This is a genomic window from Rhodococcus sp. MSC1_016 (genome assembly GCF_023667485.2).
Classification (GTDB): Bacteria; Actinomycetota; Actinomycetes; order Mycobacteriales; family Mycobacteriaceae; genus Rhodococcus_F; species Rhodococcus_F oxybenzonivorans.
The window spans coordinates 5,976,913-5,988,994 of sequence record NZ_JAMOZI020000001.1 but is presented as its reverse complement, the minus strand read 5'-3'; the positions used below and the strand labels follow the sequence as shown (position 1 = coordinate 5,988,994).

Below are 12,082 nucleotides of genomic sequence, written 5' to 3'. Positions count from 1 at the left end.
TCACGAGACCTCCTCGGGCGCATTCGTCGGCGACGACCGCGTCGCCTCGGCACCGACGGCGTTCGCGACGCGGACGACGGTTCCCATCGGCTCTGCGAGTTGCCGGAAGACTGCGGATCCTGGCGAGTTGAGGGGAAGCCACACCACTCGATCGGGCAGATCGGTGACAACCAGCGGCAGGGTGACCGATCCCCGGTCGGTGCTCACGGTTACCGAGGAACCCTCGGCGGCACCGATTTCGGCGGCCGACGCGGCCGACAACCGGACAACCGGTGTTCGAGCGGTCCCGGCCAGATGGGGTTCCCCGTCCTGCAGACGTCCGGAATCGAGGAGCATCCGCCAAGTCGCCAGAACCGCTTCACCGGGTCCGGCCTGGGGCGTCGCCCCCGGAGAATACGCGGGCCCGGCCGGTCGCTCCCCGTCCCAGCGGTCGAGCCGCCCCAGCTCCGCGCGTGCCGCCGCAGCATCCGGCAGTCCGAGCCGGATGTTCATCTCGGAAGCAAGGGCATCGAGGACCCGTTGGTCGGGCATGGCCCCTGTCCCACGCAGGGCCGCCTCGAACACGCGCGGCCTGCCCTCCCAGTCGAGGAAGGTGCCCGGTTTCTCCACCACTGGTGCCACGGGGAAGACCACGTCCGCCCGTTCGGTCACCTGGCTGCTGCGCAATTCCAGACTGACGACGAAGTCCGCCGCCTCGACTGCCGACAGGGCGGCCCGCGGATCGGGCAGATCGCTGACCTCTACCCCGGCAATTACCAGTGCACCGAGCGTGCCTGCTGCTGCCGCGGCCAGAATTTCTGCTGTTCCACGACCGGGAGTCGACGGCAGTTCGGGCACGTTCCACATTTCCGCCACCTGTCGACGGGACTCCGGATCGTCGAGAGGCCGACCCCCGGGTAGAAGTGTGGGCAGGGCGCCTGCGTCGACCGCACCCCGTTCACCGGCCCGCCGCGGCACCCATGCCAGGCGAGCTCCCGTGGCGTCGGCGAGGCGCGCGGCGGCGGAAAGCCCACCGGGAACGGTCGCCAGGCGCTCACCGACCAGGATGACCGCACCGGGTTGGCGCAACGCCTCCGCGAGTGCCGCGCCCTGTTCGTCGAGTCTCGTCTCCGGGTGGGAGACGAGCGCGTCGAGCAACGCCGCCTCCTCTCCCGGTACCGCACGCAGCAACCGGCCCGACATCTTCGTCAGGCTGCGGGTGGTGAAGGGCGCTATCGAGTACACGCCGTGCCCGCTCTTGCGTACAGCCTTGCGGAGCCGCAAGAAGATGATGGGCGACTCCTCTTCGGGCTCGAACGCGACGAGCAGGACGGCCGGCGCTTTCTCCAGATCGTCGTAGGTCACTTCCAGTCCGCGGCCCGCGACCCGTGCCGCCAGGAACTCGGCCTCTTCTGCCGAATGCGCGCGGATCCTGAAGTCGATGTCATTGGAACCGAGCGCAACCCGCGCGAATTTGGCGTAGGCGTACGCGTCTTCTACCGTGGCCCGCCCGCCGACGAGAACCCCCGCATTTCCGCGCGCGGCCGCCAACCCCCGGGCCGCGACCGAAAGGGCTTCCGGCCACGAAGCCGGCACTAGAGCACCCGTGTCATCGCGAACCAATGGGGTAGTGAGACGGTCGCTCTCGGTGGCGTAGGTGAAGGCCCACCGCCCCTTGTCACAGTTCCATTCCTCGTTGACCTGCGGATCGTCACCGGCCAACCGTCGTAGCACTTTGCCGCGGCGATGGTCGGTGCGCTGCGCGCAACCGCTCGAGCAGTGCTCGCAGACACTCGGGCTGGAGACGAGGTCGAACGGACGCGCCCGGAACCGGTAGGCGGCACCTGTCAGCGCACCGACCGGACAAATCTGTACGGTGTTGCCGGAAAAATACGACTCGAACGGTTCCTTGGCATAGATGCCGACCTGCTGCAGCGCACCCCGCTCCTGAAGTTCGATGAACGGATCGCCGGCAACCTGCTGGGAGAAACGCGTGCACCGGGCGCAGAGCACGCACCGCTCCCGGTCCAGCAACACCTGCGAGGACAGCGGAATCGGCTTGGGGAAGGTGCGTTTGACTTCTTCGAAACGAGACTCCGTACGCCCGTTCGACATGGCCTGATTCTGCAGAGGACACTCGCCGCCCTTGTCGCAGACCGGGCAGTCGAGCGGATGGTTGATCAGCAACAACTCCATCACACCCTTCTGCGCCTTGTCGGCGGCAGCCGAGGTGAGCTGAGTGCGAACCACCATGCCGTCGGTGACGGTGGTCGTGCAGGAGGCCAACGGCTTCCGCTGCCCTTCCACGTCGACCAGACACTGTCGGCAGGCGCCCACCGGATCGAGCAGCGGGTGATCACAGAAACGCGGAATCTGGATACCGGCCAGCTCGGCGGCACGAATGACCAACGTGCCCTTGGGAACGCTGAGATCGACGCCGTCGATGACAAGGCTCACCTCGTTCGTGGGCACTGGGGGTGCGTCTTTGCTCGCTGCGCTCGCAGGCACCTGGGCTGTCACGCGGGAACTCCTGCCATGAGAGTTGACTGGTGCGGGTCGAATGGGCAGCCGCCCTGTTCGAAGTGCGCGAGATACTCGTCCCGGAAGTACTTCAGGGAAGACATGATCGGGCTTGCCGCTCCGTCACCGAGGGCACAGAACGACTTTCCGAGGATGTTGTCGGAAATGTCGAGCAACTTCTCGAGGTCGGTCTCGGAACCTCCCCCGCTTTCGAGTCGCTGCAAAATCTGCACCAGCCAGTACGTACCTTCCCGGCAGGGCGTGCACTTGCCGCATGATTCGTGGGCATAGAATTCGGTCCAGCGCAGCACCGCGCGCACCACACAGGTGGTTTCGTCGAACAGCTGTAAAGCCTTGGTGCCGAGCATCGATCCTGCAGCACCCACACCTTCGTAGTCGAGCGGAACGTCGAGGTGCTCGTCGGTGAACATCGGGGTCGACGAACCACCCGGGGTCCAGAATTTCAGCTGATGCCCGGCGCGTATTCCCCCCGCATATTCCAAGAGCTCCCGCAACGTGATGCCGAGCGGCGCCTCGTACTGCCCGGGCCGGCTGACGTGTCCGGACAGCGAATAGAGAGTGAAACCGGGTGACTTTTCGGTGCCCATCGAACGGAACCACTCGACCCCGTTCTGAAGAATCGGCGGCACGCTCGCGATCGATTCGACATTGTTGACGACCGTCGGGCAGGCGTACAACCCGGCCACCGCGGGGAATGGGGGCCGCAAACGGGGTTGTCCGCGACGGCCCTCCAGGGAATCGAGCTGAGCAGTTTCCTCACCGCAAATGTACGCGCCGGCGCCCGCGTGGACGACGAGGTCGAGGTCGTACCCGCTGCCGAGGATGTTGCGGCCCAGGTACCCGGCGGCGTAAGCCTCGGATACCGCGGCCTGCAGGCGACGCAGCACAGGCACCACTTCACCGCGCAGATAGATGAAGGCGTGACCGGCGCGAATGGCGTACGCGGCGATGATGACGCCCTCGACGAGTGCGTGTGGGGTGGCCAGCATCAACGGAATGTCCTTGCAGGTGCCGGGCTCGGACTCATCCGCATTGACCACCAGATAGTGCGGTTTGGCGTCGTCCTGCGGAATGAAACCCCACTTCACCCCGGTCGGGAATCCGGCACCACCACGCCCCCGCAGTCCCGAGTCCTTGATCGTGTCGATGACCTCGTCCGGCTGCATCTTCAGCGCTTTGCGCAGCGCCTCGTACCCGTCGTGGCGGTGGTAGGTGTCGAGAGTCCAGGACTGGGGATCGTCCCAGTACCGGCTGAGGACAGGAGTCAGCGGCACCTCAGTCTCCCTTGCGTGTCGGGTCGGTTCCGGAGGTGGATTGGTGCGGCGGCGTCGGCTCGGACGGTGCGGGAGCCGGCTTGTCCTTCGTCGACTCGGTCGCCAACGGCTTGCCGATCTCGGCGTGCGGCCCCGACCCCGACGGCCCGGCCGGCGGGGAAGGCGCATCCATGTCGAGTTCTCGGGCGACGTGCAACCCCGCCAGGGTGGCAGGACCGGCGCCGCCGCCGGCTTCCAACGCTCCCGGTCGCTCGTCGGGGAATCCGGCGAGCACGCGAGCCGTCTCGCGGAACGTGCACAGCGGCGCTCCCCGACTGGGTGTCACCTTCTCACCGGACCGCAGTGAATCCACCAGCGTGCGGGCCGACTCCGGGGTCTGGTTGTCGAAAAATTCCCAGTTGACCATCACGACAGGAGCAAAATCGCAGGCCGCGTTGCATTCGATGTGCTCCACCGTGACCTTGCCGTCCGGCGTAGTCTCACCCGGTCGCACACCGAGGTGATCCTCGAGCGCCGCAAGGATCGCGTCACCGCCCATGATCGCGCACAACGTGTTGGTACAGACCCCGACGAAGTAGTCACCGGTCGGAGAGCGCCGGTACATCGAATAGAAGGTGGCCACCGCCGCCACCTCGGCCCCGGTGAGACCGAGCTGATCGGCGCAGAAGTCCACACCCGCCGGACTGATGTACCCGTCCTCGGCCTGCACCAGGTGCAGCAGGGGCAGCAACGCGGACCGCGCAGTGTTCTGCGGTCGCTCTCCTGGCCCCGCCCCGGGCTTCGGGTAGCGGCCGATGATCTCCGCGGCCTCTCCGTCCAGCCTGGCCCGCACCTCCGGCGGATAACTCTCCCGCGCACCCGGCCACACGAGTTGGTTGTTCTCCTCGGGCCGTGGTCCGAACTCGACGAACACCGGTGTGCTCTTGCTTGCTGCGGTCGCGGGCGCCGGACTCTGACTTCTCGGCAGGGAGCTCATCGGTCCACTCCGCCCATGACGGGATCGATGCTGGCGACCGCGGCGATCACGTCCGACACCATGCCGCCCTCACACATGGCGGCCACCGCCTGCAGGTTGGTGAACGAGGGGTCGCGGTAGTGCACCCGATACGGGCGGGTGCCGCCGTCGCTGACCATGTGCACGCCCAGTTCTCCTCGCGGCGATTCCACCGCCACATAGACCTGGCCTGGCGGCACCCGGAAACCCTCGGTCACCAACTTGAAATGGTGGATCAACCCCTCCATCGAGGTGTCCATGATCTTGCGCACGTGCTTGGTGGAGTTTCCCAATCCGTCACGATCCAACGCCAGATCCGCCGGCCAGGCGATCTTCCTGTCCTCGATCATGATGGGGCCGGGGCGTAACCGGTCGAGGCACTGCTCGACGATCTTGAGCGACTCCTTCATCTCGTCCACCCGAATCAGATACCGGCCGTAAGCATCACAACCGGTATGGGTACAGACGTCGAACTCATAATTCTCGTACCCACAGTAAGGTTCCGACTTCCGAAGGTCGTGCGGCAAGCCGGTGGCACGAAGCATCGGACCGGTGATCCCCAGCGCCATACAACCCGTGAGATCCAAATAGCCGATGCCCTCGGTGCGGGCCTTCCAGATCCGGTTCTCGTTGAGCAGGTTCTCCATGTCCCGAATCCGTGACGGCAGCACCGTCAGCAACTCACGAACCTTCTCGACAGCACCGGCCGGAAGATCCTGAGCCAGCCCACCCGGCCGGATGAAAGCATGATTCATCCGAAGACCGGTGATGGTCTCGAAAACATCGAGGATCAGCTCACGCTCACGGAAACCGAACAACATCGCGGTGACGGCACCCAATTCCATGCCACCCGTCGCCAACGCCACCAAATGCGACGAAATGCGGTTGAGTTCCATCAGCATCACCCGGACAACCGTGGCCCGCTCCGGGATCTCGTCGGTGACACCCAGCAACTTCTCCACGCCCAGGCAGTACGCCGCCTCATTGAAAAACGGAGACAAATAATCCATCCGCGTCACGAACGTGACACCCTGAGTCCAATTGCGGTACTCCAGGTTCTTCTCGATCCCCGTGTGCAAGTACCCGATTCCACAGCGCGCCTCGGTGACCGTCTCACCCTCGATCTCCAGGATGAGCCTCAAAACACCATGCGTAGAGGGATGCTGAGGTCCCATGTTGACGACGATCCGCTCCTCGCCCGTCCCCTGCGCGGTACCCTCCGCAGGCACCCTCGCCGCCGCGAGGATCTCGTCCCAATCCTGCCCGGCGACAGTGACCATCACCTCCGGTCGCTCCGTCCGCGCCCCACCCTCGCCCATCAGTTGTACCCCCTCCGCTCATCGGGCGGCGCTATCTCCGCACCCTTGAACTCCACAGGAATACCGCCCAGCGGATAGTCCTTCCGCTGCGGATGACCCGACCAGTCATCAGGCATCTCGATCCGAGTCAACGACGGATGACCATCGAACACAATGCCGAAAAAGTCGAACGCCTCCCGCTCATGCCAATCATTCGTCGGATACACCCCATACAACGACGGCACATGCGGATCCGCATCCGGCATCGCCACCTCCACACGAACCCGGCGATTATGCGTAATCGACATCAACGGATACACCGCATGCAGCTCCCGGCCCACCTCCTGCGGGTAATGCACCCCACTGACCCCCAAACACAACTCGAAACGCAACGACGGATCATCCCGCAACGCCCGCGCCACCTCCGGCAAACACTCCCGGCGAACATGGAACGTCAACTCGTCACGGAAAACGACAACCCGCTCGATCGCCTCCCCCACACCCCGCTCCGCCAACGCCGCCCCAAGGGCATCCGCCACCTCATCGAAATACCCACCAAACGGGCGAGGAGAACTGCCCGGCAACGCCACCGGACTCACCAACCGCCCATACCCCGACGTATCCCCACTGCCCCGCACACCGAACATCCCGCGGCGAACGCTGATTACTTCAGAAACACTGCTCGCTTCGCTCGCGGGTGCTCGGCCTGTATCGCGGACCCTTCCCTCGTCACTCACTCGCTACGCTCCCTCGCTGAGACATGGCTCGCTCCGCTCGCGGGTGCTCGGCCTGTATCGCGGACCCTTCCCTCGTCACTCACTCGCTTCGCTCCCTCGCTCCTCAGTCCAGGCTCCGCGGGCCGCGCACAACACCCCAGCCGAGGCTCCGCGGGCCGAGCACACCACAGCGGCGGTCATCGGAGTAGGCCCTTCATCTCGATCGTCGGAGTGACGGCCAGGGCGGCCTCCTCCGCCGCACGTACCGCCTCTTCACGGTTCACGCCCAGCGGCATTTCCTGGATCTTCTCGTGCAACTTCAAGATGGCGTGCAACAACATCTCCGGCCGCGGAGGGCAGCCCGGCAGATAAATGTCCACCGGCACCACGTGGTCGACTCCCTGGACGATGGCGTAGTTGTTGAACATGCCCCCCGAGGAGGCGCAGACACCCATTGCCAGCACCCACTTCGGCTCCGCCATTTGGTCGTAGATCTGGCGCAGCACCGGCGCCATCTTCTGGCTGACCCGACCGGCGACGATCATCAGGTCGGCCTGCCGCGGAGACGCCCGGAATGCTTCCATCCCGAATCGGGCAATATCGAACCGGCCGGCACTGGTGGCCATCATCTCGATCGCGCAGCACGCGAGGCCGAAAGTCGCGGGCCACAGGGAGCCCTTCCGTACGTAACCGGCCAGACCTTCCACCGTGCTCAGCAGAAAGCCGCTCGGCACCTTCTCCTCGATACCCATATCCGACTCTTCCTACTTCCGGTTTCGCTATTCATCCGCTTCGCGGCCCGTCAGATGCGAGCGCTGCGAGCGATCGAAAAGACACCTAATCCCAACTGAGACCGCCCCGCCGCCACTCGTACACGTAGGCCACCGCAGCGCTGAAAATGAAGAGAGCCATAGCAACGAGACCGAAGAAGCCGAGGGCATCGAAATGGATCGCCCACGGATAAAGGAACACGATCTCGATATCGAAAATGATGAACAACATGGCGGTCAGGTAGTACTTCACGGGAAAACGGCCGCCACCCACCGGTTGCGGGGTGGGGTCGATTCCGCATTCGTAGGCGTCGAGCTTGGCCCGGTTGTAGCGCTTCGGACCGACAACCGACGCCAAGATCACCGATACGACCGCGAATGCGACAGCAATTGCTCCGAGCACGAGAATCGGCACGTAGACGTTCATGCGCTGAGCACCTCCCTGCGAAGCCTGGCCGCGATACCCCATCTCCTCGAGCCGAGAATCCCTCAGCGCGTAGATATGTGAGTTGAGACACAGACTACCGGTTTCGGCGATCTTGTCTCGGTTTCAGCGCCCGCAGTTCCCCAGAGATTTACGCGGGTGTAATTCCCCAGGGCCGCATCGGTCACACGACAGCTCACACAGGGCAGGCAAGAGGGCAAAGACGCTGGTCAAGCGGATTTCACGCACTGATGGCACCCGCCCCCGAGAAGCGAGGTTCGGAGAGCCGACCCTAAGACGAGATACGCGTGCGGAGCAGCGCGACGACCGCCTCGCCGAGCCTGATCGGGTCGATCGGGTGAGGAACCGCAGCCTCGGCCCGCGACCAGTTGGCCAGCCACGCGTCGTCAGCTCGCCCGGTCAGCACGAGGACGGGCGGGCACGGGTCGATCTCGTCTTTCAACTGCTTGGCGATCCCCATTCCGCCGACCGGGGATGCCTCACCGTCCAGGATGGCCAAGTCGATTTTGCCCGCATCCAAGTGCTGGATCACCACCGGTCCGGTCGCCACTTCCACGTACTCGAGATCCGGCAGATCGGGATGCGGACGCTTACCCAGAGCCGACACGACCTGCCGACGTGTGTTCGGGTCGTCGCTGTAGACGAGGACGCGCAGCGAGGTGGGGCGGCTGGGACGGGCGGTCGCGTCGGTCACGGACCCGATGCTACCGGCCGGCTACGGCCGGATCGCGTTGCTTTCGCCGATGATCCGGCGCGGACGAGGTGGTGGAGCGCGCCACCCGGGCCGCCCAGCAGAGCACCCGCACCGGCGTCGAGCACCGCTACCGGCGCCGCGTCACATCCGTCAGGATGGATACACGATCTCGAACTACGACGATCGAACGGACGGTACGGCCATGAGGCGTTTCGCGTCGACATTGCTGGTGGTGCTTGCACTGTGCGCGGTGGCGGTTGCCCTGTTCTATTTCACGTCCCGGACGCCGCAGGACACCGCCGCGCGGCCGATGGAGGACAAAACGTTCATGATCGACGGTAGACCGATGACCTGCCGTGAACTCTTTCCGCCGGGCTGCGACTTCGACCTGCAGTATTCGTACAACCGGTGGGGAGAACGGCTCGACAATTTCGTCGATACCAGCGACCTCGGACCCTACGCGCGGGACATCGGGTTCGCGGCGTCGGCGAAGCTGAGCCTCCAAGCCTGCCGACTCTCGGAGACCTCGGGAAAGACGATCCTCGAGTTCGTCGAACTCGCTCGACGCGACCATCCGGAGGCCGGCAGCCCCCAGGTGTTCCCCTTCTGGAACCGCGCACGTCAGTTCCTCTGCCCCGGGGTGTGACTCGGCGCGCGGTGGCCAGTTCCTGCCCGGACGGACCCTGAGCGAGGACCCCTTCTGTTTACCCATGACGGCTGCGGGTACCACGACCTCCATGGCGACCAACACCGCGCGAGACGTTGAGCACCGTGCCTCCGAGACCGCCACCCCCGGGGGTGGTCCGACAGTCTCGGGACTCGAAGCACTCCGCATCGCGGCAGTACTCGGCTTCACCCCGATCGCCGCCGGTGTCATCGCGCGGCGTCCCTCGATGATGGCCGTCCTGGAGCGACTCGGCGCCGATGCGCCCACCGTGCCCTTCGTGCGCCGGCTGCGGGAGCGCTATGGGCCGGGACCGCTGCAACTACAGCTTCCGAAGCGGCGGCTGGCAGTAGTGTTGACCGGCGACGATGCCGGCCGAGTCCTCGACGGCACACCCGAACCGTTCAACCCCGCCAACCGGGAGAAGAAGGGTGCACTGTCGCCCTTCCAACCGCACGGCGTGCTGATCTCGGAGGGACACGTTCGACAGCAACGAAGGCGCATCAACGAGGAGGCTCTCGACACCTCGCACGCGATGCATCACCTGGCCGATCCGATGGTCGAGGTGATCCGGCACGAGGTTGCTGCCCTGCTGGCGTCCGCGCAGTCGAAGGGAACACTCGACAACGACGAGTTCACCCGCACCTGGTGGCGGGTGGTCCGCCAGATCGTCCTCGGAAAGTCGGCTCGCGACGACCACGCGGTCACCGATCAGCTGCACAAGCTTCGGGCCAACGGCAATTGGTCGTATTTCCTTCCACCGCCACGCAAGCTCCGTGACCGGTTCATCGAAAGCCTGTACTCCTACGTCGACAAGGCCGAGCCTGGATCAGTGGTCAGTTCCCTGGCCGCCCTACCGGCCGGAGGGGCCATCGACCCGGTCGGCCAGATACCGCACTGGCTCTTCGCTTTCGATGCGGCGGGCATCGCCGCCAGTCGCGCTCTGGCACTGCTGTCCACACACCCGGAGCAGCGTCGGCTCGCCCGCGAGGAGGTTGCCGCCTGGGATACGACAGTGCCCCAGCAGTACCCGTATCTTCGCGCGTGCGTGCTCGAGTCGGTGCGGTTGTGGCCGACGACGCCGACCATTCTGCGGGACTCCACCCGCGACACCACGTGGGGTTCCGGCGACGGCGAGTTCACCATTCCTGCTGGAACCGCCTTCATGATCCTCGCCCCCGCCTTCCATCGTGATGACCGAACGTTCTCGTTCGCCAACGGCTTCGCGCCGGAGGTCTGGCTCGACGGGACTGCGCAGTCCCGCCCCGAGCTGGTGCCTTTCAGCGCCGGCCCCGCCGAATGCCCGGGCCGCAACCTCGTGTTGTTCGTGACGAGCACCGTGCTGGCGTTGATGCTGGAGGCCGCCGAGTTCGAGCTCACCTCCACCCCCGCACTGACGCCGGGTCAGCCACTGCCCCCGACCCTGAACAACTTCGGACTCCGCTTCCGCGTCACCTCGACGTAAGGGGTCGACGCTTCTTTCCGCGGAGTCACTGCGTTCTGCCGCCGTCTCGTTCTGATCTCCTGGGCGGCCTCCGTCCGAACCAGCCCGACGCCTCCTTCCGCTGGGCGGCGTCCTGATTGCAATCCGCTGCAACCTTTATTGCGTGCGTCATATCGCCCTACATTCATGACCCGGGTTACACGAGGTCGCGGGCGACAACGAAGTTGCAGCGTCGTCGTAATCGGAGGCGGGCCCAGCAACGCGGCCCCAACGCAGAAACAGAGGAGAGCAATGGCGCTGACCAAAAGTGCACTATTGAGCGCGTATCGGAAGATGGCCGAGATCCGGGCGTTCGAAGACCGTTTGCACGAAGAGAACGCCACGGGCGACATCCCGGGGTTCATCCACCTGTACTCGGGGCAGGAAGCCATTGCCGTCGGTGTATGCGAGAACCTCGAGGACACCGATTACATCGGGTCGACCCACCGCGGGCACGGTCACTGCATCGCCAAGGGCTGTGACCTCCACGGCATGATGGCAGAGATTTTCGGTAAGGACGACGGGCTCTGCCACGGCAAGGGCGGGTCGATGCACATCGCCGACCTGTCGGTGGGCATGCTCGGAGCGAACGCCATCGTCGGCGGTGCCCCGTCTCTCGCGATCGGAGCCGCGCTGAGCGCCAAGACCCTCGGCAATGGTGGCGTCGCAGCATCGTTCACCGGAGACGGCGGGTCCAATCAGGGCACCGTGTTCGAGGCCATGAACATGGCCGTGGTTCTCGACCTCCCGATTGTGTTCGTGATCGAGAACAACGGATTCGGCGAGGCCACCGGACGCGACTACGCCGTGGGCGCCCCGAGCATCGCGGACCGGGCGTCGTCGTTCGGCATGCCGGCGGCCACGGTCGACGGCACCGACTTCTTCGCCGTGTACGAGGCGACGCGGGAGGCCGTCGAGCGAGCTCGCAGCGGTCGGGGCCCATCCACGATCGAGGCCGTCGCGCACCGCTGGCACGGTCACTTCGAGGGCGATGCGCAGCTCTACCGCACGGCGGACCAGGTGGCCGAGATCCGGCAGACCAAGGACCCGCTGCTCAATTTCCGCAACCACGACGACAGCAAGAAGGTCTCCGGAAAGGAACTCGACGCGATCGAGACCGATGCCCGAGCGCGGGTCGACGACGCCGTCGCGAAAGCGCGCGCCGCGAGCTACCCCCCGGTGGAAAACCTTCTGACCGACGTCTACGTGTCGTACTGAGAGTGA

11 protein-coding genes are annotated in these 12,082 nt (G+C 65.3%); 3 read left to right on the top strand and 8 right to left on the bottom strand.

From position 1 onward, the window contains the following. From L1080_RS28045 to L1080_RS28010, 8 genes are all read right to left on the bottom strand, one after another. On the bottom strand, positions 1-2,487 hold the full coding sequence (locus tag L1080_RS28045; RefSeq protein WP_308202111.1) for an NADH-quinone oxidoreductase subunit G: 2,487 nt from the start codon (positions 2,485-2,487) through the stop codon (positions 1-3). A gap of 8 nt (positions 2,488-2,495) precedes the next feature. Then, positions 2,496-3,794: an NADH-quinone oxidoreductase subunit NuoF gene (gene nuoF / locus L1080_RS28040; RefSeq protein ID WP_159923010.1), complete on the bottom strand. Its 1,299-nt coding sequence runs from the start codon at positions 3,792-3,794 to the stop codon at positions 2,496-2,498. Position 3,795: 1 nt separating this feature from the next. After that, positions 3,796-4,770 (bottom strand): NADH-quinone oxidoreductase subunit NuoE, encoded by a 975-nt coding sequence (gene nuoE / locus L1080_RS28035; RefSeq protein ID WP_109334491.1) that lies wholly within the window; start codon positions 4,768-4,770, stop codon positions 3,796-3,798. Further along, positions 4,767-6,107 (bottom strand): NADH dehydrogenase (quinone) subunit D, encoded by a 1,341-nt coding sequence (gene nuoD, locus L1080_RS28030; protein ID WP_250767037.1) that lies wholly within the window; start codon positions 6,105-6,107, stop codon positions 4,767-4,769. The genes nuoE and nuoD overlap by 4 nt, the downstream gene beginning before the upstream one ends. After that, positions 6,107-6,823, bottom strand: coding sequence for an NADH-quinone oxidoreductase subunit C (locus L1080_RS28025; protein ID WP_250767035.1), 717 nt, complete (start codon positions 6,821-6,823; stop codon positions 6,107-6,109). The genes nuoD and L1080_RS28025 overlap by 1 nt, the downstream gene beginning before the upstream one ends. A gap of 176 nt (positions 6,824-6,999) precedes the next feature. Next, positions 7,000-7,554: a NuoB/complex I 20 kDa subunit family protein gene (locus L1080_RS28020; protein WP_109334497.1), complete on the bottom strand. Its 555-nt coding sequence runs from the start codon at positions 7,552-7,554 to the stop codon at positions 7,000-7,002. An 85-nt stretch (positions 7,555-7,639) separates the two neighbouring features. Further along, entirely contained in the window at positions 7,640-7,999 is a 360-nt protein-coding gene (locus L1080_RS28015; protein ID WP_109335456.1) for an NADH-quinone oxidoreductase subunit A, read from the bottom strand. A 289-nt stretch (positions 8,000-8,288) separates the two neighbouring features. Then, complete coding sequence (locus L1080_RS28010) at positions 8,289-8,711, bottom strand: Rv3143 family two-component system response regulator (protein ID WP_250767033.1); 423 nt, start codon at positions 8,709-8,711, stop codon at positions 8,289-8,291. 202 nt (positions 8,712-8,913) lie between these two features. Between L1080_RS28010 and L1080_RS28005 the strand changes: the two genes are divergently transcribed. The 3 genes from L1080_RS28005 to L1080_RS27995 all read left to right on the top strand — a co-directional run bounded on the left by L1080_RS28005 (position 8,914) and on the right by L1080_RS27995 (position 12,076). After that, positions 8,914-9,357: a hypothetical protein gene (locus L1080_RS28005; protein ID WP_250767031.1), complete on the top strand. Its 444-nt coding sequence runs from the start codon at positions 8,914-8,916 to the stop codon at positions 9,355-9,357. A gap of 91 nt (positions 9,358-9,448) precedes the next feature. Next, entirely contained in the window at positions 9,449-10,840 is a 1,392-nt protein-coding gene (locus L1080_RS28000; protein ID WP_250767029.1) for a cytochrome P450, read from the top strand. Between the two features lie 270 nt (positions 10,841-11,110). Continuing rightward, positions 11,111-12,076, top strand: coding sequence for a thiamine pyrophosphate-dependent dehydrogenase E1 component subunit alpha (locus tag L1080_RS27995; protein WP_250767014.1), 966 nt, complete (start codon positions 11,111-11,113; stop codon positions 12,074-12,076). Positions 12,077-12,082: the final 6 nt, after the last annotated feature.

Bases quoted from the DNA above. Each gene is read 5' to 3' on its own strand.
- L1080_RS28020 (WP_109334497.1), bottom strand. From the start codon at position 7,554: ATGGGTATCGAGGAGAAGGTGCCGAGCGGCTTTCTGCTGAGCACGGTG.
- L1080_RS27995 (WP_250767014.1), top strand. From the start codon at position 11,111: ATGGCGCTGACCAAAAGTGCACTATTGAGCGCGTATCGGAAGATGGCC.
- nuoE (WP_109334491.1), bottom strand. From the start codon at position 4,770: ATGAGCTCCCTGCCGAGAAGTCAGAGTCCGGCGCCCGCGACCGCAGCA.
- L1080_RS28005 (WP_250767031.1), top strand. From the start codon at position 8,914: ATGAGGCGTTTCGCGTCGACATTGCTGGTGGTGCTTGCACTGTGCGCG.
- L1080_RS28000 (WP_250767029.1), top strand. From the start codon at position 9,449: ATGGCGACCAACACCGCGCGAGACGTTGAGCACCGTGCCTCCGAGACC.
- nuoD (WP_250767037.1), bottom strand. From the start codon at position 6,107: ATGGGCGAGGGTGGGGCGCGGACGGAGCGACCGGAGGTGATGGTCACT.
- L1080_RS28015 (WP_109335456.1), bottom strand. From the start codon at position 7,999: ATGAACGTCTACGTGCCGATTCTCGTGCTCGGAGCAATTGCTGTCGCA.